The 22721-nt window shown below is 68.4% G+C and carries 18 protein-coding genes; 8 read left to right on the forward strand and 10 right to left on the reverse strand.

Features of this window, described 5'->3' with window-relative positions; translation table 11 throughout:
* Positions 1–61: 61 nt before the first annotated feature.
* Positions 62–1321: a BaiN/RdsA family NAD(P)/FAD-dependent oxidoreductase gene (locus A2G96_RS17290; RefSeq protein WP_062801292.1), complete on the reverse strand. Its 1260-nt coding sequence runs from the start codon at positions 1319–1321 to the stop codon at positions 62–64.
* Between the two features lie 155 nt (positions 1322–1476).
* On the opposite strand from A2G96_RS17290, the gene tsaD reads away from it, so the two are divergent.
* Positions 1477–2511 (forward strand): tRNA (adenosine(37)-N6)-threonylcarbamoyltransferase complex transferase subunit TsaD, encoded by a 1035-nt coding sequence (tsaD, locus tag A2G96_RS17295; RefSeq protein ID WP_062802231.1) that lies wholly within the window; start codon positions 1477–1479, stop codon positions 2509–2511.
* A gap of 79 nt (positions 2512–2590) precedes the next feature.
* On the opposite strand, the gene folE2 is transcribed toward tsaD, so the two are convergent.
* From folE2 to A2G96_RS17315, 4 genes are all read right to left on the reverse strand, one after another.
* A complete protein-coding gene (gene folE2, locus A2G96_RS17300) occupies positions 2591–3394 on the reverse strand; it encodes a GTP cyclohydrolase FolE2 (RefSeq protein WP_062801295.1) in 804 nt (267 codons plus the stop codon).
* A gap of 210 nt (positions 3395–3604) precedes the next feature.
* Entirely contained in the window at positions 3605–5521 is a 1917-nt protein-coding gene (gene dxs / locus A2G96_RS17305) for a 1-deoxy-D-xylulose-5-phosphate synthase (RefSeq protein WP_062801297.1), read from the reverse strand.
* A gap of 24 nt (positions 5522–5545) precedes the next feature.
* Positions 5546–6430: a polyprenyl synthetase family protein gene (locus A2G96_RS17310; RefSeq protein ID WP_062801299.1), complete on the reverse strand. Its 885-nt coding sequence runs from the start codon at positions 6428–6430 to the stop codon at positions 5546–5548.
* Positions 6427–6732 (reverse strand): exodeoxyribonuclease VII small subunit, encoded by a 306-nt coding sequence (locus A2G96_RS17315; RefSeq protein ID WP_062801301.1) that lies wholly within the window; start codon positions 6730–6732, stop codon positions 6427–6429. The genes A2G96_RS17310 and A2G96_RS17315 overlap by 4 nt, the downstream gene beginning before the upstream one ends.
* A 375-nt stretch (positions 6733–7107) precedes the next feature.
* Between A2G96_RS17315 and A2G96_RS17320 the strand changes: the two genes are divergently transcribed.
* The 3 genes from A2G96_RS17320 (at position 7108) to A2G96_RS17330 (ending at position 10221) form a co-directional block, all read left to right on the forward strand.
* Positions 7108–8211: an aromatic ring-hydroxylating oxygenase subunit alpha gene (locus A2G96_RS17320; RefSeq protein WP_062801303.1), complete on the forward strand. Its 1104-nt coding sequence runs from the start codon at positions 7108–7110 to the stop codon at positions 8209–8211.
* 173 nt (positions 8212–8384) lie between these two features.
* Positions 8385–9308 carry a DMT family transporter gene (locus A2G96_RS17325; protein ID WP_062801305.1) on the forward strand — a complete coding sequence of 308 codons (924 nt, stop codon included), beginning with the start codon at positions 8385–8387 and terminating at the stop codon, positions 9306–9308.
* Between the two features lie 55 nt (positions 9309–9363).
* Positions 9364–10221 carry a sulfurtransferase gene (locus tag A2G96_RS17330; protein ID WP_062801307.1) on the forward strand — a complete coding sequence of 286 codons (858 nt, stop codon included), beginning with the start codon at positions 9364–9366 and terminating at the stop codon, positions 10219–10221.
* A 5-nt stretch (positions 10222–10226) separates the two neighbouring features.
* Here the strand turns inward: A2G96_RS17330 and A2G96_RS17335 are convergent, their stop codons facing one another.
* The 4 genes from A2G96_RS17335 to polA all read right to left on the reverse strand — a co-directional run bounded on the left by A2G96_RS17335 (position 10227) and on the right by polA (position 16633).
* Positions 10227–11150, reverse strand: a complete 924-nt coding sequence (locus tag A2G96_RS17335) for a ZIP family metal transporter (protein WP_062801310.1) — start codon at positions 11148–11150, stop codon at positions 10227–10229.
* Between the two features lie 125 nt (positions 11151–11275).
* A complete protein-coding gene (locus A2G96_RS17340) occupies positions 11276–12154 on the reverse strand; it encodes a dienelactone hydrolase family protein (protein WP_062801312.1) in 879 nt (292 codons plus the stop codon).
* A 133-nt stretch (positions 12155–12287) separates the two neighbouring features.
* Positions 12288–13613, reverse strand: a complete 1326-nt coding sequence (locus A2G96_RS17345; RefSeq protein ID WP_062801314.1) for an NAD(P)/FAD-dependent oxidoreductase — start codon at positions 13611–13613, stop codon at positions 12288–12290.
* A gap of 200 nt (positions 13614–13813) precedes the next feature.
* Positions 13814–16633 carry a DNA polymerase I gene (polA, locus tag A2G96_RS17350; RefSeq protein WP_062801317.1) on the reverse strand — a complete coding sequence of 940 codons (2820 nt, stop codon included), beginning with the start codon at positions 16631–16633 and terminating at the stop codon, positions 13814–13816.
* 4 nt (positions 16634–16637) lie between these two features.
* Between polA and A2G96_RS17355 the strand changes: the two genes are divergently transcribed.
* The 4 genes from A2G96_RS17355 to A2G96_RS17370 all read left to right on the forward strand — a co-directional run bounded on the left by A2G96_RS17355 (position 16638) and on the right by A2G96_RS17370 (position 20194).
* Positions 16638–17585 (forward strand): LOG family protein, encoded by a 948-nt coding sequence (locus A2G96_RS17355; RefSeq protein WP_231909594.1) that lies wholly within the window; start codon positions 16638–16640, stop codon positions 17583–17585.
* A gap of 228 nt (positions 17586–17813) precedes the next feature.
* Positions 17814–18248: a hypothetical protein gene (locus A2G96_RS17360; RefSeq protein ID WP_062802232.1), complete on the forward strand. Its 435-nt coding sequence runs from the start codon at positions 17814–17816 to the stop codon at positions 18246–18248.
* A gap of 129 nt (positions 18249–18377) precedes the next feature.
* Positions 18378–19382, forward strand: a complete 1005-nt coding sequence (locus A2G96_RS17365) for a homoserine kinase (protein ID WP_062801319.1) — start codon at positions 18378–18380, stop codon at positions 19380–19382.
* A 5-nt stretch (positions 19383–19387) separates the two neighbouring features.
* The gene (locus tag A2G96_RS17370) at positions 19388–20194 is read left to right on the forward strand and encodes a BPSS1780 family membrane protein (RefSeq protein WP_062801322.1); all 807 of its coding nucleotides are present in this window, start codon (positions 19388–19390) and stop codon (positions 20192–20194) included.
* A 160-nt stretch (positions 20195–20354) separates the two neighbouring features.
* On the opposite strand, the gene A2G96_RS17375 is transcribed toward A2G96_RS17370, so the two are convergent.
* Positions 20355–22703, reverse strand: coding sequence for a UvrD-helicase domain-containing protein (locus tag A2G96_RS17375; protein ID WP_062801324.1), 2349 nt, complete (start codon positions 22701–22703; stop codon positions 20355–20357).
* Between the last annotated feature and the right edge of the window lie 18 nt (positions 22704–22721).

The raw sequence follows: 22721 nt of genomic DNA on the forward strand, positions 1-22721 counted from the left end.
GCGGAAGTGGCGTGCAACGGACGCGACGGATGTGCGTCAAGCGGTACAAATGCAGTCTGGTTCAGGCTGCGGATTGCCCCGGCCGGCCCTGCCGCGCAGCCTCGGCCGCGGCCTGCCCCGCCGCCACCGCGGAGGCCCAGGCCCACTGGAAGTTGTAGCCTCCGAGCCAGCCGGTCACGTCGACCACTTCGCCAATGAAATACAGGCCCGGCACGTCGCGCGCCATCATGGTGGACGACGACAATGCCCGGGTGTCGACCCCGCCCAGCGTGACCTCGGCCTTGCGATAGCCCTCGGTACCGGACGGCACGATGCGCCAGCCGTTGAGCGCCGCCCCGAGCTTGCGCAGCGCCTTGTCGGTCACGTCATGCAGCGGCATCGTCGCCGCGACGCCCGCGGCCGCGCACCACGCCTCGGCCAGCCGCGACGGCAGCCGTTGCGCCAGCAGGTTGCCCAGGTGCTTGCGGCTGCCGGCTTTCTGCTCCAGCAGCCAGGCGGCGGCGTCCTCGCCATCGAACAGGTCGATCGCGACCGGCGTGCCGGGACGCCAGTAGCTGGAGATCTGCAGCACCGCCGGACCCGACAGGCCGCGGTGCGTCCACAGCAGGTCCTCGCGGAACGCGCCCGCGGCCTTGCCGCTGCCGGTGGCGATATCGACTTCGAGCGAGACGCCCGCCAGCGGCACGAACGGCGCCCAGTCGTTGCCGTCGAAGGTCAGCGGCACCAGCGCCGGCCGGGTCTCGACGATGCCCATCCCGAACTGCCGGGCAATGCGGTAGCCGAAGTCGCTGGCGCCGATCTTGGGGATCGACAGGCCGCCGGTGGCCACCACCAGCGCGCCGGCCCGCACCGTGCCCGCGGCGGTGAGCAGCAGGAAATCGTCGCCCTCGCGGCGGATTTCGGCGACCGTGCAGCCGGTCTGCCAGCGCACCTGCCCGGTGTCGCATTCGGCGCGCAGCATCGCGATCACGTCTTCGGCGCTGTCGTTGCAGAACAGCTGGCCGCGGTGCTTCTCGTGCCAGGCGATGCCATGGCGACGCATCAGCGCCAGGAAATCCTGCGGCGTGTAGCGGGCCAGCGCCGAGCGGCAGAAGTGCGGATTGGACGACAGGTAATTGGCGGGCCCGGCCTGCAGGTTGGTGAAGTTGCAGCGGCCGCCGCCCGAGATGCGGATCTTCTCGGCGAGCCGGGTGGCATGGTCGATCAGCACCACGCGCGCGCCGTTCTGCCCCGCCACCGCGGCGCACATCATGCCCGCGGCGCCGGCGCCCAGTACCGCCACGTCATACCGGCCGGTCCGGGCCTGGGCTGCCCCGCTCATTGCACGCCTCGCGAATCCATGTGTCTTGCCACCGCCTGAGAAAGGGCAGATTGTAGCGAAAAGCGCGCCGCGCGCCGCTGTGCTACCCTGCGCGCTTCCCGCAAACCCTTGTTCCGACGGCTGTTTCCGTGACCGGAGACGTCGTCATGCTTCCCATGCTTGTCCTCGGCATCGAATCTTCCTGCGACGAAACCGGCCTCGCCCTCTATGACACCGGCGCCGGCCTGCTCGCGCACGCGCTGCACTCGCAGATCGCCATGCACCGCGACTACGGCGGCGTGGTCCCCGAGCTGGCCTCGCGCGACCATATCCGCCGCGTGCTGCCGCTGCTGGAACAGGTGCTGGCCGACGCCGGCCGCACTCGCCAGGACATCGACGCCATCGCCTTCACCCAGGGCCCCGGGCTGGCGGGCGCGCTGCTGGTCGGTGCCTCGGTGGCCAATGCGCTGGGCTTTGCGCTGAACGTGCCGATGGTGGGCGTGCACCACCTGGAAGGCCACCTGCTGTCGCCGCTGCTGACGCGCGAGCCGCCGCCGTTCCCGTTCGTGGCGCTGCTGGTGTCGGGCGGGCATACACAGCTGATGGAAGTGCGCGGCATCGGCGACTACGCGCTGCTCGGCGAAACCCTCGACGATGCCGCCGGCGAAGCCTTCGACAAGACCGCCAAGCTGCTCGGCCTGGGCTATCCGGGCGGGCCGGAAGTGTCGCGCCTGGCCGAGTTCGGCGTGCCCGGCGCGTTCGAGCTGCCGCGGCCGATGCTGCATTCGGGCAACCTGGATTTTTCCTTCGCCGGCCTGAAAACCGCGGTGCTGACGCAAACCCGCAAGCTGGCCAATACCTGCGAGCAGGACCGCGCCAACCTCGCGCGCGCCTTCGTCGATGCCATCGTCGACGTGCTGGCGGCCAAGTCGATGGCGGCGCTCAGGCAGACCGGGCACAAGCGGCTGGTAGTGGCTGGCGGCGTCGGCGCAAACCGGCAGCTGCGCGAACGGCTGGACCAGCTCGGCAGGCAGCGCAAGCTGGAGGTCTATTACCCTGACCTGGCGTTCTGCACCGACAACGGCGCGATGATCGCGTTTGCGGGCGCGATGCGGCTGCAGGCCGCGCCCGAACTTGCACGGCGTGAATACGGTTATGGCGTGACACCGCGCTGGGACCTGGCGGATATCCGGTTGCCATCGGCGGCCTGACCGTCGACATACCGCAGCGCATCCAAGAAAAAAAGCCACCGAACTCTGGTGGCTTTTTTTCTTACAGCGATAACCCCAATCAACCGACGCGCTTGTCCCGCTCGATCACCGCATACGCGCTGTGGTTGTGGATCGACTCGAAGTTCTCCGCCTCCAGCACATAGGCCACGATGCGCTCATCGGCATTGAGCCGCATGGCGATGTCGCGCACCAGGTCCTCGACGAACTTGGGGTTCTCGTAGGCACGCTCGGTGACGAACTTTTCGTCGGGCCGCTTGAGCAGCCCCCACAGTTCGCACGATGCCTCTTCCTCGGCCATGCGGACCAGCGCTTCGACCGGCAGCTCGCCGGCCAGCTCGACGTTCATGGTGATATGCGAGCGCTGGTTGTGCGCGCCGTACTGCGAGATCTTCTTCGAGCACGGGCACAGGCTGGTCACCGGCACCAGCGCCTTCAGGAAAACCCGCGTGGCGCCGTTGCGCACTTCGCCGGTCAGCGTGACCTCGTAGTCCAGCAGCGACTCCACGCCCGACACCGGCGCGATCTTGCTGATGAAGTACGGGAACGTGACCTCGATGCGACCGGCCTCGGCTTCGAGCTTCTCCAGCATCTTGTCCAGCATCAGCCGGAAGCTGGCCAGCTCCAGCGGCGCGCGCTCTTCCTCCAGCAGCGCGACGAAGCGCGACATATGCGTGCCCTTCTGGTCGGCGGGCAGGTGCACGTCGAGGTTGAAGGTGCCGACGGTCGGCACGACGCCGGCCGGGGTCTTCAGGGTCACGGGATAGCGCACGCCCTTCACGCCGACACGCTGGATCGGGATCTGGCGGGTGTCGGGGCTCGACTGGACGTCGGGCATCACGAAGGCGGGGTTGATGTCATTCATCTACGGTTTCCTCCAGGGTTGCGCAGGCAGGCACAAGCCCTTACGGTCGCGGCATTTTCGCAGTCCCTCCATGCCGCGCAACGAGTGTGAAACCACGGGACCCGGCACTGGCGTGCCGACCCGCAGCTGCGAACACAAAAATCGGAGTGTAAGGGAATTCGGACGCACCCGTGGCGCGGCGGCCCGAATCCCCTTGGGGATGGCAGGTGATCAGGCCACGCGCGAGGCGACCGTGACCTGCGGCTGGTCGAGCCCGAAACGCTCGCGCACCGAGCGCTCGATGCCGGCCGCGTCGAGGCCGCATTGCTGCAGCAGGAAACCCGGGTCGCCATGGTCGACGAAGCGGTCGGGCAGGCCCAGCGTCAGCACCGGCTTGTCGATGCCGGCCTCGGCCAGCGCTTCCAGCACGGCGCTGCCGGCGCCGCCCATCACGCTGCCCTCTTCCACCGTCACCAGGTAGTCGTGGTCGGCAGCCAGGCGCTTGACCAGCGCCACGTCGAGCGGCTTGACGAAGCGCATGTCGGCCACGGTGGCGTCGAGCGCCTCGGCCGCGCCCAGCGCCGGCTGCACCATCGAGCCAAATGCCAGCAAGCCGACGCGGTGCCCGGCGCGCGCGCCGCCCTCGCGGCGCACCACGCCCTTGCCCACCGGCACCGGGGCCAGGTCGGCGGCGATCGCCGCGCCCGGGCCGGAGCCGCGCGGATAGCGCACCGCGCTCGGGCAGTCCTGCTGGAACGCAGTGGTCAGCAGCTGGCGGCACTCGTTCTCGTCGGACGGCGTCATCACCATCATGTTAGGGATGCAGCGCAGGTAGGCAATATCGTAGGCGCCGGCGTGGGTCGCGCCGTCGGCGCCGACCAGGCCGGCGCGGTCCAGCGCGAATACCACCGGCAGGTTCTGCAGCGCCACGTCGTGGATCAGCTGGTCGTAGCCGCGCTGCAGGAAGGTCGAGTAGATCGCCACCACCGGCTTCAGGCCCTCGCAGGCCAGGCCGCCGGCGAAGGTCACCGCATGCTGCTCGGCGATGCCGACGTCGTAGTAGCGCTCGGGGAAGCGCTTCTCGAACTCGACCATGCCCGAGCCCTCGCGCATGGCCGGGGTGATGCCGACCAGGCGCTTGTCGGCCGCGGCCATGTCGCACAGCCAGTCGCCGAACACCTGGGTGTAGGTCTTGCGCGCGGGCTTGGCGGCCGGGCGGATGCCTTCGGCCGGGTTGAACTTGCCCGGGCCGTGGTAGAGGATGGGGTCGGCCTCGGCCAGCTTGTAGCCCTGGCCCTTCTTGGTGACCACGTGCAGGAACTGCGGGCCGCCGCCCTCGAGCGCGCGCTCGCGGATGTTCTGCAGCGTCGGCACCAGCGAATTCAGGTCGTGGCCGTCGATCGGGCCGATGTAGTTGAAGCCGAATTCCTCGAACAGCGTGGCCGGCACCATCATGCCCTTGGCGTGTTCCTCGAAGCGCTTGGCGAACTCCAGCACCGGCGGCGCCACCGACAGCACCTTCTCGATGCCCTTCTTGGTGGCGGCGTAGAACTGGCCGCTCAGCAGCCGCGCCAGGTGGCGGTTAAGCGCGCCCACCGGCGGCGAGATCGACATGTCGTTGTCGTTGAGCACCACCACCAGCGGCAGGTCCTTGTAGACGCCGGCGTTGTTGAGCGCCTCGAAGGCCATGCCGGCGGTCATCGCGCCGTCGCCGATCACCGCCACCGAGACCCGCTTCTCGCCCAGCGTGCGCGCGCCCAGCGCCATGCCCAGCGCGGCCGAGATCGAGGTCGACGAGTGCGCGGTGCCGAAGGTGTCGTATTCGCTCTCGCTGCGGCGCGGGAAGCCGGAGATGCCGCCCCACTGGCGCAGCGTGCGCATGCGCTCGCGGCGGCCGGTCAGGATCTTGTGCGGGTAGCTCTGGTGGCCCACGTCCCACACCAGCCGGTCGTCCGGGGTGTTGAAGACATAGTGCAGCGCGATGGTCAGTTCGACCGTGCCCAGGTTGGACGACAGGTGGCCGCCAGTCTGCGAGACCGACTCCAGCACGTAGGCGCGCAGTTCGTCGGCCAGGGTCTGGAGCTCGCGCCGGTCGAGCTTGCGCAGGTCCGCGGGGGCGTCAATCTTGTTGAGGAGTGCGTAGGTCATGATGTCCGTTCGGCCGGCTCTAGTTTAATGCGTGCGCAGCACGATCAGGTCCGCCAGGTCGCGCAGCCGGGCGGCGCGCTCGCCGAAGCCGGCCAGCGCCTGGTAGGCCTCGGCGCGCAGCGACCCGGCCAGTTCGCGGGCCGCGTCCAGCCCCAGCAGCGACACGTAGGTGGGCTTGTCGTGGGCGGCGTCCTTGCCGGCGGTCTTGCCCAGCGTCGCGGTATCGGCGGTGACGTCCAGAATATCGTCTACCACCTGGAACGCCAATCCCACCGCCGCCGCGTAGCGGTCCAGCGCGGCCAGGCCCGCGGCGTCGATCTCGCCACACAGCGCGCCCATGCGCACGCTGGCGCGCAGCAGCGCGCCGGTCTTCATGCGGTGCATGGCCTCGAGCGCGTCGCGCGTCATGGCGCGGCCCACGTTCTGCAGGTCGATCGCCTGGCCACCGGCCATGCCGGCCGAGCCCGAGGCCCGCGCCAGTTCCGCCACCAGCTGCAGCCGCACCGCGGGCGCGATCGGTCCGGCCTCCGCCAGCACGATGAAGGCCTGGGTCTGCAGCGCATCGCCGACCAGCAGCGCGGTGGCCTCGTCATAGGCCTTGTGCACGGTCGGCCGGCCGCGGCGCAGGTCGTCGTCGTCCATGCACGGCATGTCGTCGTGGACCAGCGAATAGGCGTGGATCATCTCCACCGCGCACGCGGCCGCGTCGCAGGCCGCCGGGGCCGCGCCGCTGACTTCGCCGGCGGCATGGACCAGCAGCGGGCGCACGCGCTTGCCGCCACCGAGCGCAGCATAGCGCATCGCTTCGTGCAGCGTATGCGGCACCGTGCCGGCATCGGGCAGCGCGGCCTGCAGGGCGGCCTCGGTGCGCACGCCCTGCGCCTGCATCCATTGTGCGAAGTCGCTCATGCCTGGTCCGTCTCCTGTGCGCCATTGGCACCGTTGCCATCTCCTGCCAGCGGCCTGAGCGCGTCGCCCTCCAGCACCCGCACCTGCTGCTCGACCCGCTCCAGCTTCTGCTGGCAGTAGCGCACCAGCTCGGCGCCGCGGCGGTACGCCGCGAGCGAGGCCTCGAGCGGCAGCTCGCCGCTTTCCATGCTGGCCACCAGCGTCTCCAGTTCGGCCATCGCCGCCTCGTAGGAAGCGGGCGGCGCCGAGGCGGGGTCGGCGGTGTTGTCGGTCTGGACCGCAGCGGTCGTGGTTTTTGGCATATCAGGCCCTGGAAGCTGGAACCGGGGGAAACCCGGATGGGGAAGCCCGGATTTTACGCCAAAGCGCGGCCATGCCCCCATCTTGCCGGAGGATACCGTGCCCCGATCGGGTGCTTCCGATGCAGAAGTGACTTGTGCGCTCGGGTCGTCTTTCCGAATGCGCCCGCTACGGCACCCAGAAGACGACCCGGGTCGACTTTTTCGCTAAAAAGGCAAAAAAATCAGTCCCTTAACTTTTCGGGTCGGGTACAATCTCCCGTTCGCCGCCAGGGGTTGCAAGAGTGTCCCGCCGGGCGGCAGTCTTTCCCAAATCGATTCCATTTTCGATGGTTGGGTTGTTCACTGCTTTCACCTGTTCATCTGGGAGTGGGGATAATGTCCAATCTCAGCACCGCGCTCAACCTGGCGCCGGCTGATTCGCAACTGCCCGTCGGCGTCTACTTCGACGAAGCGCTGCATCAACAAGAACTCGAGCTGCTGTTCCGGAATGGCCCGGGCTATGTCGGCCATGAACTGATGGTCCCGGAAACCGGCGACTACCACACGCTCAAGGCCGAGGACGAAGGCCGCATGCTGGTGCGCAACGCCGCCGGCGTCGAGCTGATGTCCAACGTCTGCCGCCATCGCCAGGCCATCATGCTGAACGGCCGCGGCAACAAGCAGAACATCGTCTGCCCCCTGCACCGCTGGACCTACGACCTCAAGGGCGAACTGCTCGGCGCGCCACATTTCGAGCAGCAGCCCTGCCTGCACCTGAAACGCTCGCCGCTGCAGAACTGGAACGGCCTGCTGTTCGAGGGCCCGCGCGACGTGCGCGCCGACCTGGCGCGGCTGGGCGTGGCGCAGGACCTGAACTTCGACGGCTACATGCTCGACCACGTCGAGGTGCACGAGTGCGACTACAACTGGAAGACCTTCATCGAGGTCTACCTCGAGGACTACCACGTGGTGCCGTTCCACCCGGGACTGGGCAGCTTCGTCTCGTGCGACGACCTCAAGTGGGAGTTCGGCGAATGGCACAGCGTGCAGACCGTCGGCCTGCACGCCGGCCTGAAGCGCCCCGGCAGCCCGACGTACCAGAAATGGCACGACGCGGTGCTGCGCTTCAACAACGGCGTGCTGCCCAAGCACGGCGCGATCTGGCTGACCTACTACCCCAACATCATGGTGGAGTGGTACCCGAACGTGCTGGTGATCTCGACGCTGCACCCGGTCGGCCCGCGCAAGACCCGCAATGTGGTGGAGTTCTACTACCCCGAGGAAATCGCGCTGTTCGAGCGCGAGTTCGTCGAGGCCGAACGCGCCGCCTACATGGAAACCTGCATCGAGGACGACGAGATCGCCGAACGCATGGATGCCGGCCGGCTGGCGCTGCTCAAGCGCGGCACCAGCGAGGTCGGCCCGTACCAGTCGCCGATGGAAGACGGCATGCAGCACTTCCACGAGTGGTACCGCCGCGCCATGGCCTACGCGGGCTAGTGCGATCAGCGCACAACGCAACCTGAAACGGACCGCCACGGCGGTCCGTTTTACTTTGCAGGCCATGTGCGCTGCTAGAATCATTGTCCGGCGCGATCGACGCGGGGCCGCAGAGCCCCGCTCGCGCGCGGCCCTCTCTCCTTCGCTCCTGCCCGCTTCACCGCGCCCTCGCCATGCAATCGCTCTGGATGCTGTTCGCCGCCTTCGCCTTTTCGCTGATGGGGGTTGGCGTCAAGCTGGCGTCCGACCTCTACACCACCGGCGAGATCGTGTTCTATCGCGGCCTGATCAGCGTGGTGATCATGTGGGTGCTGCTGTCCTCGCGCGGGGTCTCGGTGCGCACCCCGTACATGCTGTCGCATATCAAGCGCAGCGTGTTCGGCGTGACCTCGCTGATGCTGTGGTTCACCTCGATCTCGCTGCTGCCGCTGGCCACCGCGATGACGCTGAACTACATGTCGCCGGTGTGGATCGCGCTGATCCTGGGCGCCAGCGCGGCGCTGGCCGGCACCGGCGGCAACGCCGACCGCCGGCTGGTGCTGGCCATCCTGCTGTCGTTTGCCGGGGTCATCTGCCTGCTGCAGCCGTCGGTGGGCAAGGACCAGCTGACCGGCGGCCTGGTCGGGCTGATCTCGGGCATCTTCACCGCGCTGGCCTATGTCGAGGTGCGCCAGCTCGGCCAGCTGGGCGAGCCCGAAGGCCGCATCGTGTTCTATTTCTCGCTGGTCGGCATGATTGCCGGGCTGGTGTGGATGCTGCTCGGCGGCACCAGCCCGCATACCTGGTACGGCGCCGGCCTGCTGCTGGCGATCGGCATCCTGGCTACGCTCGGCCAGACCGCGATGACGCGCGCCTACAAGCGCGGCAACACCCTGCTCACCGCCAACCTGCAATACGCCGGCATCGTCTTCTCCAGCGTATGGGGCATGCTGATCTGGTCCGACCGCCTGAACTGGCTGTCGTGGCTGGGCATGGGGCTGATCATCGCCAGCGGCATCGCCACCACGCTGATGCGCGCGCGCCAGGGCACCGACGCCAAGCCCACTCCTGCCACGCCGGTCAAGTCGCCGGAGGCGGAAGTGCACCCCGAGGTGTAGCATTCGGTAAGCCCGACCGCCCCGGATTTCTTTCTCCGCTCGCTACAGGATTCCCATGCAGAAACCGCTGATTTCCGTCACCGCACTGCAGTCTCTGCTGGCCGGCCCCGGCCGCTGCGTCGTGATCGACTGCAGCTTCGACCTGGCCGACCCCGCCGCCGGCCGCGAGGCCTACCGCACCGGCCACCTGCCAGGCGCCTTCTACCTGCACCTTGACAACGAGCTGTCCGGCCGCAAGACCGGCCGCAACGGCCGCCATCCGCTGCCGGACGCCGACGACCTGGTCGCGCGCCTGCAGGCGCTCGGCATCGACGACGACACCCCGGTGGTCGCCTACGACGCCCAGGGCGGCATGTTTGCCGCGCGGCTGTGGTGGCTGCTGCGCTGGATCGGCCACGATGCCGTGGCCGTGCTCGATGGCGGCAAGAATGCCTGGGTCAAGGCCGGCCTGCCGCTGGAGCACGATGCCGCGGCAGAGCCCGACGTGCCGGGCACGATCCGCCGCGGCAAGTCGCTGGTGCCGACCGTCGATGCGGACACACTCGTGGACAACCTCGACCAGGGCCGGCTGCTGGTGGTCGATGCGCGCGCGCCCGACCGCTTCCGCGGCGAGAACGAAACCCTGGATGCGGTCGGCGGCCATATCCCGGGCGCGGTCAATCGATTCTTCAAGGACAACCTGGACGCGGAAGGCCGCTTCAAGCCGGCCGAAACGCTGCGCGCCGAATTCGGCGCGGTGCTGGGCACGCATGCCGCGGCGCAGGCGGTGATGCAGTGCGGCTCGGGCGTCACGGCCTGCCACAACCTGCTGGCGCTGGAAGCCGCCGGCCTGGGCGGCGCGGCGCTGTATCCGGGGTCGTGGAGCGAATGGTGCGCGGATCCGGCGCGCCCTGTCGCTACCGGAGCAGGCTGAGCCGGCTAGCGTGACGACGCGACGGGCGCGGCGTGGCTGTGGCCGTCGTGGCCCTGAGCACCATGAGCACCATGAGCACCATGAGCGCCGTGGCTGTGGCTTTCGTGCACGCCGTTGGTAATGAAGACGATGGCCGAGATCCCCGCCGCCACCAGCACCACCTGGATCGCCGATTCGCGCCAGCGCGGCTTGCGCTGCATCTGCGGCATCAGGTCGCTGACGGCGATATAGATAAAGCTGCTGGCCGCGATCACCAGCACGTAGGGAATCCAACCGCTCAGCTGGTCGAGCAGGAAATACCCGACCACCCCGCCGGCAATCGCCGCCAGGCTCGACAGCAGGTTGAAGGCAAAGGCGCGCGCCTTGGAGAAGCCGGCGTTGAGCAGCACGATAAAGTCGCCCACCTCTTGCGGGATCTCGTGCGCCGCGATTGCCAGCGCGGTGACCACGCCGATATGCGGGTCGGCCAGGAAGGCCGCCGCGATCACGATGCCGTCGGCAAAGTTGTGGAAGGTGTCGCCGACCAGGATGGTCAGGCCGCTGCGGCCCGCTTCCTCGCGGTCATGGCCGTGGTGGTGGTGGTGCCCGTCGCCCTCGTGATGGTGCGAATGGCGCAGCAGCGACAGCTTTTCCAGCAGGAAGAAACCCAGCAGCCCGGCCAGCAAGGTGCCGAACAGCGCGCGCGGATCGGCGCCGGACTCGAACGCCTCGGGCAGCGAATGCAGCAGCGCGGTGGCCAGCAGCACGCCCACCGAAAAGCTCACCATGCGCTCGACCACGCGGGACGCCACCGTCAGCGACAGCAGCGCCGCCCCGAAGATGCTGCCCACCCCCGAGATCGTGGCGGCGAGCAGGATATACAAAAGCGTCGAATGGATGATGGGCTCCCGGGGTGGCGGTGCCGGGCGGCCCCGCCGTTCCGCCCGCATCGCGTCGGGCGGCAAACGCAACAATGTTGCAATAACTCAAAGGCCGCATTGTACGTATCCGCCGGGACTTTGCAATCCTGCCGTCGGCCGGCAGGCAACGCCCGGGGCGGGGACCGCTTGCCAGGTCAGGCGACTCCGTGCTGCCGGAACCAGTCCAGGCACTTCTGCCAGCCGTCCCTGGCATCGGCTTCGCGGTAGCTGGGCCGGTAGTCCGCATGGAAGGCGTGGCCGGACTCGGGATAGACGATAAAGCGCGAGCGCCTGGCGTCCGGGTCGGACGACGACGCCAGCGCGGTCTTCATCCGCTCCACCTGCTCCAGCGGGATGCCGGTGTCCTTGCCGCCGTACAGGCCCAGCACCGGCGCGTGGAGCTGGCCGACCAGGTCGATGGGATTCTTGGGCTTGATCGGCGTCGGCTCGGGCGAGAGCTGGCCGTACCAGGCCACGCCGGCCTTCAGGCGCTGGCTGTGCGCGGCGTAGAGCCAGGTTATGCGGCCGCCCCAGCAGAACCCGGTGATGGCCAGGCGCGAGACATCGCCGCCGTTGGCGCCGGCCCAGGCCACGGCAGCGTCCAGGTCGCCCATCACCTGCGCATCGGGCACCTTGGCGATGATTTCGCGCTGCAATTCCTGGATGGTGCCGAAGCTCTCCGGATCGCCCTGGCGCGCGAACAGTTCCGGCGCGATCGCCAGGTAACCCAGCTTGGCAAAGCGCCGGCACACGTCGGCAATATATTCGTGCACGCCGAAGATCTCGCTGACCACCAGCACCACCGGCAGGTTCTTCTTGCCTTCCGGTTGGGCGCGGTAGGCCGGCATGCTGAAGCCGCCCGACGGAATCGAGACCTCGCCCGCGTTCAGGCCGGCAAAATCGGTCTTGATCGCCTGCTGGGCCATCACCGGCAGGGCGGCGGCCGCAAAGGCGGAACCCAGCGCGGTCTTGACGAAGCCGCGGCGGTCGAAGGTCTGGCCGGGGACCAGGCTGTCCACTTCTGGTTTGAGCATGCTTGTCTCCAGGATCGTTGGTGGCTGGGCCGCCACGCGGCGCCCGCGCCCGATTTTAAGCAGACATGGAGAAAACATGGCGGCGCAGGCCCGCCGGCGCCCCCACCCACAAGCGGGGGGCCCGGGCCATGCGTCAGTGCAGCTTGACGCGCGGACTGGTCTTGCTGCGCAGCCAGTGCGAGACGGTGTCCAGCGCCATCCCGACCGCGCCGTGCAGCGCCATCACGTGCATCCGGTACAGCGAGGTGTACATGAAGCGCGCCATCAGCCCTTCGATAAACATCGAGCCGCCGATCAGCCCGCCCATCAGGCTGCCCACCGCGCTGAAATGGCCCAGCGACACCAGCGAGCCAAAGTCCTTGAAGGCAAACTTCGGCAGCGGCCGTCCCGCCAGCCGCGCGCACAGCGCTTCGTAAAGGAAGGTGGCCTGCTGGTGCGCGGCCTGCGCGCGCGGCGGCACCGAGGTCTGCTTCTCCGGCCACGGGCAGCTGGCGCAATCGCCAAAGGCGAAGATGTCCGGGTCGCCCTCGCTCTGCAGCGTCGGGCCGACCACGATCTGGCCCTGGCGGCTGACCGGCAGGCCCAGGCTGGCCAGCACCGCGGGTGCGGTGATGCCGGCGGCCCACACCGTCAGGTCGGCGTCGATGGTCTTGCCACTGGCGGTCAGCACGGCCTGCGGCGTGACCTCGGTCACGCGCTCGCTGGTAAAGACGTCGACATCCAGCTTGCGGAGCAGCTTGGCGGTCTCGGCCGAAACCCGCTCGGACAGCGCCGGCAGGATGCGCGGACCGGCCTCGATCACGTGGATGCGCACGTCGCGGCGCGGGTCGAGCCGGTGCAGGCCATAGGCGCTGAGCACGTGCGCGGTGTTGCGCAGCTCCGCCGACAGCTCGACGCCGGTGGCGCCGGCGCCGATGATGGCCACGTCCACGCGCGGCCGGCCGTCGCCATCCACGCGGCCGCGCCCGTTCTGGGCGCGCACGCAGGCCGCGATCAGCCGCTTGCGGAAGCGCTCGGCCTGGGCCACGGTGTCGAGCGCAATGGCGTGCTCGGCGGCGCCCGGCACGCCGAAGAAATGCGTGACGCAGCCGATCGCCAGCACCAGCGTGTCGTACGGCAGTTCGCGCGCGGGCAGCAGCTCGGCGCCGTCCTGGTCGACGCAGGCCGACACCGAGATGGTCTTGCGGGTGCGGTCGATGCCGGTCAGCTCGCCCTGCTGGAACTCGAAATGATGCCAGCGCGCCTGCGCCGCGTATTCCAGCTGGTGCGTGTTGGGGTCCATGCTGCCGGCGGCGACTTCATGCAGCAGCGGTTTCCAGATATGCGTGGGCAGGCGGTCCACCAGCACCACCTGCGCCGCGCCCTTGCGGCCGAGCTTGTCGCCCAGCTTCGTTACCAGTTCCAGCCCCCCTGCTCCGCCGCCGACGACGACGATGCGGTGCGTCCTTGTTTCTGTCATGGTCTACCTGCTGCGTTTTTATAAATTCTTGCCTGAGGCACTGCTGAGGCGTTTAATGAGGCGTTTGCCACAGTCTGCTGCATTGCAGCATGACTGGCAAGCGCCGCACGCCGACTCAGCAGTCGCTTCATTCGATACCACCACGCAGGGGCAGCGAGCCGGCCGGGGTGCCGGCTCGCCAGGGGAAGGCCCGGGCAGCCTCAGTGCGCTTCTTCCCAGTTGGCGCCGCTGCCGACTTCGGCCACCAGCGGCACGCGCAGCTCGGCCACCGTGCACATCAGCTCGGGCAGCCGCGCCTTGACCAGTTCCAGTTCGTGCTCGGGCACTTCCAGCACCAGTTCATCGTGCACCTGCATGATCTGGCGCGTCTGCAGGCCGTCGCGCTCCAGCCAGTCCTGCACCGCGATCATCGACAGCTTGATCAGGTCGGCCGCGGTGCCCTGCATCGGCGCATTGATGGCGGCGCGCTCGGCGGCCTGGCGGCGCGGGCCGCTGCCGCCGTTGATATCGGGCAGCCACAGGCGCCGGCCGAACACGGTCTCGACATAGCTCTGCTCGCGCGCGGTCTGGCGCGTCTCTTCCATGTAGTGGGCCACGCCCGGGTAGCGCATGAAGTAGCGGTCGATATAGTGCTTGGCGGCCTCGCGCTCGATGCCCAGGTTGCTGGCCAGCCCGAACGCGCTCATGCCGTAGATCAGGCCGAAGTTGATCACCTTGGCGTAGCGGCGCTGCTCGCTGCTGACGGCGTCGCGCTCGACGCCGAAGATCTCGGCGGCGGTGGCGCGGTGGATGTCCTCGCCGTTGGCAAAGGCGCGCAGCAAGTTCTCGTCGCCCGAGATATGGGCCATGATGCGCAGCTCGATCTGCGAATAGTCGGCCGACACGATCACGCTGCCCGGCTCGGCGATAAAGGCCTCGCGGATGCGGCGGCCTTCCTCGGTGCGCACCGGGATGTTCTGCAGGTTGGGCTCGGTCGACGCCAGCCGCCCGGTCACCGCGGTGGCCTGGCCGTAGCTGGTATGCACGCGCCCGGTCTGCGGGTTGACCATCTTCGGCAGCTTGTCGGTGTAGGTGGACTTGAGCTTGGACAGGCCGCGGTAGTCCAGCAGCAGCTTGGGCAGCGGGTAGTCCTCGGCCAGCTTCTGCAGCACCTCTTCGTCGGTCGACGGCGCGCCGCTGGCGGTCTTCTTCACCACCGGCAGCTTCATCTGGTTGAACAGGATCTCGCCGATCTGCTTGGGCGAACCCAGGTTGAACGGCTGGCCCGCGGCCTCGTAGGCCGACTGCTCCAGCGCCAGCATGCGCTGGCCCAGCTCGGCGCTCTGCGCGGCCAGGCGTTCGGCGTCGATCAGCACGCCGTTGCGCTCGACCTTCTGCAGCACCACCGAGACCGGCATCTCGATCTCTTCATAGACGCGGCGCAGCCCGGCCGCGGCCTCGACCTGCGGGAACATCCGGCGATGCAGGCGCAGCGTCACGTCGGCATCCTCGGCGGCGTACTCGGTGGCGCGCGCCAGGTCGATCTGGTCGAAGCCGATCTGGCTCGCGCCCTTGCCGCACACCTCTTCATAGGTGATGGTCTTCAGGCTCAGCAGGCGCTCGGCCAGGCTGTCCATGCCGTGGTTGCGGTGCGAGGCCAGCACGTAGCTCTGCAGCATGGTGTCGTGCGCAATGCCGCGCAGCTTGATGCCGTGGTTGGCGAACACATGGACGTCGTACTTCAGGTTCTGGCCGAGCTTGGGACGGCTGGCATCTTCGAGCCAGGCACGCATGCGTTCCAGCACGAACTCGCGCGCAAGCTGGCCGTGCTCGGGCAGGCCGGCCACGTCGGGGCCGCGGTGCGCCACCGGGATATAGCAGGCCTCGCCCGGCGCCGCCGACAGCGAGATGCCGACCAGCTGCGCCTGCATCGGATCGAGCGAGGTGGTCTCGGTATCGATCGCCACCAGCGGCGCGGACTCGATGCGCCGCAGCCAGTCTTCCAGCATGCCCGGGGTGGTGACGGTCTCGTAGCGGATCTCGGTGGGCGCCGCGTCCTCGGCCGGCGCCGCGCCGGCGTCGGCCGACGGCGCCGGCGCGTCGAACAGGCCGCCCTGCGCCGGCGCGCTGGCCGCGGCGCGGGCGCGGGCCTGCGCGCGCGCATCGGGCAGGCTTTCGCCGGTGGCCTCGCGCAGCCAGGTCTTGAAGCCATAGCGCTGGAAGAACGCCACCAGCTGTTCCTTGTCCTCGCCGGTCTCGCGCAGCGCGTGGAAATCGGCAACCGACTTGCTCAGGTCGCAGTCGGTCTTGACCGTCACCAGGCGGCGCGCCATCGGCAGCCATTCCAGCGTGTTGCGCAGGTTCTCGCCGACCACGCCCTTGATGCCGGGCGCGGCCGCGATCACGCCGTCGAGCGAGCCATGCTCGGCCAGCCATTTGACCGCGGTCTTGGGGCCGACCTTGGGCACGCCCGGCACGTTGTCGACGGCATCGCCGATCAGCGACAGATAGTCGATGATGCGCTCCGGCGGCACGCCGAACTTGGCCACCACGCCGGCAGGGTCGAGCACTTCGCCGCTCATGGTGTTGACCAGCGTGACCTGCTCGTTGACCAGCTGCGCCAGGTCCTTGTCGCCGGTCGACACCACCGTGCGCACGCCCTGCTCCATGGCCTGGCGCGACAATGTGCCGATCACGTCGTCGGCCTCGACGCCGTCGACCACCACGATCGGCCAGCCCAGCGCGCGCACGGCCTCGTGGATCGGCTCGATCTGGCGCGCCAGGTCCTCGGGCATCGACGGGCGGTGTTCCTTGTAGGCCGGGTACAGGTCGTCGCGGAAGGTCCTGCCCTTCGCGTCGAACACGCAGGCGCTATACTCTGCCGGGTAGTCGTTGCGCAACTTGCGCAGCATGTTGATCATGCCGTAGATTGCCCCTGTGGGCAGACCCTCCCCATTCCTCAGGTCCGGCAAAGCGTGATAAGCGCGATACAGATAGCTCGATCCATCGACGAGCAAGAGTGTTTTTGGACTATCCGACATTCCCATGGACTCAAAATTGACTGGTGCCGCTGCAGGCGGTGCCTCGACCGCCCCCCTTGCTGACCCGGACGTTGCTGATATCTCCGGCGATACCGTACAACCGCCGCCGGAAGCTGCCTCCGAGCACGCCGCGGCCGTTGCCGCTGCGGCCGATGCCGCCGCCGCGGGCAATCCGCCGGAAGTTGCTGCTGAAAAGGCTGCTGCGGCGGCGGCGCGCGCCAATCCGCGCAAGATGATCCCCAGCCTGCGTGCGCTGGCCGACGAAGACCGCGCAACCGCAAAGAAGGCGCGCGCCTCGTGGCAAATGTTCACGATTATGGCAGAGTTCATCGAGGCCACCGAGTACCTGTCCGAGATCCGCCCGGCGGTGTCGATCTACGGCAGCGCGCGCCTGCGCGAGGACTCTCCCTACTACCAGCGCACCATCGAGATCGCGCGGCTGTTCTCCGACGCCGGCTTTGCCGTGATCTCCGGCGGCGGCCCCGGCATCATGGAAGCGGCCAACAAGGGCGCGCACGCGGGCAAGTCCGCCAGCGTCGGCCTGAACATCGAACTGCCGCACGAGCAGCAGGGCAATCCGTACCAGGACATTGCCATGCGCTTTCGCCACTTCTTCACCCGCAAGGTCACCTTCGTCAAGAATTCCGACGCCTTTATCGTGATGCCGGGCGGCTTCGGCACGCTCGACGAGCTGGCCGAGGTGCTGACGCTGGTGCAGACCGGCAAGTCACGCTCGGTGCCGGTGATCATGTTCGGCAGCCGCTTCTGGAAGGGCCTGCTGGACTGGTTCCGCTTCACGCTGCTGCCGATGGGCCTGATCGCCGAGCACGACCTGGATCTGATGAAGATCGTCGACGAGCCCCACGAAGTGCTGGAAGCGGTCTACGACTACTACGAGCAGCGCGGCGGCGACAAGCCGATTCCGCCGAAGGAAGAGATGTTCTACCTGTAAGGTAGGTCTCCGTGGTCCCTGGATCGCCCGGGCGCCACGGCCACGCATGCGCCACCCGGCGCTGTGGCGCAGGTGCCCCTCGGGGCACGGCGGCGGCCTGTGCGGGACAGGAATTGCTAGAATGGAACCTGTCCGTCTGCCAAGCCCGGCGCCGCCGGGTTGCAGTCCAACCGCCGCATGCCGCGGCGCTGCGCGCCGCTTGCGCCGCAGCCCGCACAGGAGCACCCGATGACCTCCCCTTCTCCCGTCCGCCCGGTCCGGTCCACGCGCGCCGCCGCCGTGGCCGGCGAGCCTGAATCGCCTGCCAGGCGGCCCGTGTCCGGCCTGGCCGCGGCAGTGGCTGCCGCACTGGCGCTGGCGTCCGGCTGGGCCGTCGCGCAGGAAAGCAATGCGCTGACCCAGCAGGAACTGAACCAGATCAACAACCAGCCGATCGCCCCGGCCGCCAGGTCGCAGCTGAACCAGCCGCGCGAGCCGAGCTTCCAGCTGAACGAACGCGATGGCACCCAGGTGCGCGAGTACCGCGACAAGGGACGCGCCACCGACATCCAGGTCAGGTCGGGCTTCGGCACCAGGTACGAGATGAGCAAGCCGGAAGACAGCTCGCCCAAGATCCGCGAGCATGACGTCAACCGCGTGCCGTCGGTCAACCTGAAGTTCTGAACCCGCTTGCCCACGGCCTGGCCTGAGCGCCAGGCCGCGCCGGCCCTCCGGCAGTCATGCCGCGGCGGCGGCCCGGACTTTGTCCGCAACTGGCGCCCGCCGCTTTCCGATTCGCATCACACAACGAGTATGGCCGTATTCACCACGGTCTCGCAGGACGAGATCGCAAGCTGGCTGCTGGATTTCGACCTTGGCGAAGTGCGCGAGCTGCGCGGCATCGCCTCGGGCATCGAGAACAGCAATTTCTTCCTCACCATGGAGCACGAGGGCCAGACGCGCCAGTACGTGCTGACCATCTTCGAGCGGCTGTCGTTCGCGCAGCTGCCCTATTACCTGCACCTGATGGCGCACCTGGCCGAGCGCGGCATCCGCGTGCCCGCGCCGATCCCGGCGCGCGACGGCGAGATCCTGCGCCCGCTCAAGGGCAAGCCCGCCACCATCGTCACGCGCCTGCCCGGCGCGTCGCAGCTGGCGCCCGACGCGCAGCACTGCGCCGAAGTCGGCGACATGCTGGCGCGCATGCACCTGGCCGGCGCCGATTACCCGCGCCGCCAGCCCAACCTGCGCAGCCTGCCGTGGTGGCAGCAGACCGAGCGCGAGATCCTGCCCTTCCTCGACGCCGGCCAGCGCACGCTGCTGCAGCGGGAAATCGCCCACCAGGCGGCGTTCTTCGGCAGCGCGGCTTACGCCAGCCTGGGCGAAGGCCCGTGCCACTGCGACCTGTTCCGCGACAATGCGCTGTTCGAGGAAGACGCCAGCGGCCGCCACCGGCTGGGCGGCTTCTTCGATTTCTACTTCGCCGGCAACGACAAGTGGCTGTTCGACGTCGCGGTCACCGTCAACGACTGGTGCATCGACCTCGCCACCGGCGAACTCGACGCCGCGCGCGCGCAGGCGCTGCTGCGGGCTTATCATGCGGTCAGGCCGCTGACCGAGACCGAGGCCGCGCACTGGCAGGACATGCTGCGCGCGGGCGCGCTGCGCTTCTGGGTGTCGCGACTGTGGGACTTCTACCTGCCGCGCGAGGCCGACATGCTGCAGCCCCACGATCCGACCCATTTCGAACGCATCCTGCGCCGGCGCCTGGACGCACAACCCGCGAACCCCGAGAGCGCCCCGCTCCCCTGGATCTGACCCGTATGCAACTACTGGAAGTCCCTGCCAAGGAAGGCTACACCTGGTTCCGCCAGGGCATCTGGCTGTTCCGCAAGAACCCGCTGACCTTCCTGATGCTGCTGTTCGTCTACCTGATCGCCGCGCAGCTGGCCATCGTGGTGCCGCTGATCGGCATCATCGCGCTGCTGGTGGTCACGCCCGGCCTGTCGGTCGGCGTGATGACCGCCTGCCGCGACGTGATCCAGAACAAGCGGGTGCTGCCCACCGTGCTGCTGGCAGGCTTCCGCGCCAACGGCAAGGAAGCGACGCGCAACCTGCTGGTGCTGGGCGGCATCTACGCCGGGCTGGTGTTCATTCTCGGGCTGATCGCCGGCGCGGTGGTCGACATGAGCGCGCTGGTGCCGATCGTGCTGAAGGAAGAAGCGCCGACCGCCGAGGCGGTGCGCCAGCTCTACTACGCCATGCTGATCGGCGCGCTGCTGTACACGCCGATCGCGATGATGTTCTGGTTCGCGCCGCTGCTGGCGGCGTGGCACGGCGTGCCGCCGGTCAAGGCGCTGTTCTTCAGCTGGACCGCATGCTGGCGCAACCGCGGCGCGTTCTTCACCTACGCGGTATTGTTCGCGATGCTGCTGGTCGCGATCCCGTTCTTCCTCGAGGCAGTGTTCAGCGCCTTCGGCGCCGAGACCGTGCTGTCGTTCCTGGTCACGCCGTATTCGCTGCTGATGCTGGCGGTCTTGTATTGCTCGTTCTATGCGACCTACCGCGGCTGCTTCAACGTGACCCCGCCGGGGGTCGAGCCGGCGGCGCCGGCTGCGCCGGGGGCCTGAACAAGACGCTAGCTACGCGATGGTGTACTCCCTCTCCCGCTTGCGGGAGAGGGTTGGGGTGAGGGCGGGAGCTTCAACGAAGCAAAGCGCGTCGATATTGCCAGCGCCTGCCCTCACCCCCGGCCCCTCTCCCGCGCGCGGGAGAGGGGAGCAAACAATCTCAATCGATCGCATCCAGCTTCGCCACCGCCAGCGCCAGCCACTTGGCGCCATGGCGCTTGAAGTTGATATTGGCGCGCGCATCGGCGCCCTCGCCTTCCAGCGCGGTGATCACGCCTTCGCCGAACTTGTTGTGGAACACCGACTGGCCGACGCGGAAGCCGGTGCCGGCTTCGCGCTTGGCATCGGCATAGCCGTTGCCGTTGTCCATGCCGCCGGTCGGCTTGGTACCGGTATAGGGTACGTCCTCGGGCTTGCGGAACCAATCGCGGCCCCAGGCGTTGTCGCGTTCCTGGCGGCGCACGCCGCCGTAGCCCTGCGCCGGCGGGGTCAGCCATTTGAGCGAGGTCTCGGGCAGTTCCTCGAAGAAGCGCGAGCGCACGTGGTAGCGGGTCTGGCCGTGCAGCATGCGGCTTTGCGCGAACGACATGTAGAGCCGCTTGCGCGCGCGCGTGATCGCCACGTACATCAGGCGGCGCTCTTCCTCCAGGCCATCGGGGTCCATCATGCTGTTCTCGTGCGGGAACAGCCCTTCCTCCAGCCCGCTGATAAAGACCACGTCGAACTCCAGCCCCTTGGCCGCGTGCACGGTCATCATCTGCACCGCGTCCTGGCCGGCCTGGGCCTGGTTGTCGCCGGCCTCGAGCGAGGCGTGGGTCAGGAACGCGACCAGCGGCGTCATCACCACCGGCAGCGCCTCGGGGTCGAGCAGCTGCTGTGACTGGTCGCCGTCGGCCAGCACCGGCGTGGCGGGGCCGCGCTCGGCCGGGATCACCGCGGCCAGCGCTTCCAGGCCGTAGCCCTCTTCGACCACGAAGGCCTGCGCCGCGGTCACCAGTTCCTGCAAGTTCTCGATGCGGTCCTGGCCCTCTTTCTCGCCCTGGTAATGCGTGATCAGGCCGCTGTGGTTGATCACGTACTCGACGGTCTCGGCCAGTGTCATGCGGCGCGTGTCGGCGCGCATCTGGTCGATCAGCCGCGTGAACGCGGCCAGCTTGCTGCCGGCCGCGCCGGGCACGTAGGCCACCGCCTCGGCCAGCGCGCAGTCGTACTGGCGCGCCATGTCCTGCAGCACTTCGAGCGAGCGCGCGCCGATGCCGCGCGCCGGGAAGTTGACCACGCGGCCGAAGGCGGCGTCGTTGCGCGGGTTTTCCAGCAGCTGCAGGTAGGCCAGCGCGTGCTTGATTTCGGCGCGCTCGAAGAAGCGCAGGCCGCCGTAGACGCGGTACGGGATGCCGGCCGAGAACAGCGCATGCTCGATCACGCGCGACTGCGCGTTGCTGCGGTACAGGATGGCGATCTCGGCGCGGCTGGCGCCCTGCGCGATCTGGTCGCGGATCTCCTCGATGATCCAGGCGGCTTCCTGGCCGTCGGAGCCGCCCTGGAACACGCGCACCGGCTCGCCGTGGCCGGCGTCGGTGCGCAGGTTCTTGCCGAGGCGGCGCGCGTTGTGCGAGATCAGGTGGTTGGCCGAATCCAGGATATGCCCGTGCGAGCGGTAGTTCTGCTCCAGCTTGATCAGCCGGCGCACGCGAAACTCGTGCTCGAAGTCGCGCATGTTGCCGACGTTGGCGCCGCGGAAGGCATAGATGCTCTGGTCGTCGTCGCCCACGGCAAAGACCGCGGCCGGGTTCTGCGTGCCGTGGCCGGCCAGCAGCTTGAGCCACTGGTACTGCAGCACGTTGGTGTCCTGGAACTCGTCGACCAGCACATGGCGGAAGCGGTGCTGGTAGTGCTGTCGGATGGCGTCGTTGTAGCGCAGCAGCTCGTAGCAGCGCAGCAGCAGCTCGGCGAAGTCGACCACGCCCTCGCGCTGGCACTGCTGGTCATAGGCGGCGTAGAGGTCGACGAAGCGCTTGTTGAAGTCGTCGTTGGCCTCGACGTCGGCCGGGCGCAGGCCCTGCTCCTTGGCGTTGTTGATGAAGTACTGCAGGTTCTTGGCCGGGTACTTCTCGTCGTCCACGTTGAGCGACTTGAGCAGCCGCTTCAGCGCCGACAGCTGGTCCTGGCTGTCGAGGATGGCAAAGGTCTGGGGCAGCCCGGCATCGCGGAAATGCGCGCGCAGCATGCGGTTGCACAGGCCATGGAAGGTGCCGATCCACATGCCGCGGGTGTTGATCGGCAGCATCGACTGCAGCCGCGTCTGCATTTCCTTCGAGGCCTTGTTGGTGAAGGTCACCGCCAGAATGCCCGCCGGCGAGACCCGGCCGTTCTGCAGCAGCCAGGCGATGCGCGTGGTCAGCACGCGGGTCTTGCCGCTGCCCGCGCCCGCCAGGATCAGCGCCGGTTCGTCGGGCAGGGTGACGGCGGCTAGTTGTTCGGCGTTCAGGTTGGCGAGCAGGTCGGACATCGGAGGGGCCTAATGGAA

This window comes from Cupriavidus nantongensis (assembly GCF_001598055.1).
GTDB lineage: Bacteria > Pseudomonadota > Gammaproteobacteria > Burkholderiales > Burkholderiaceae > Cupriavidus > Cupriavidus nantongensis.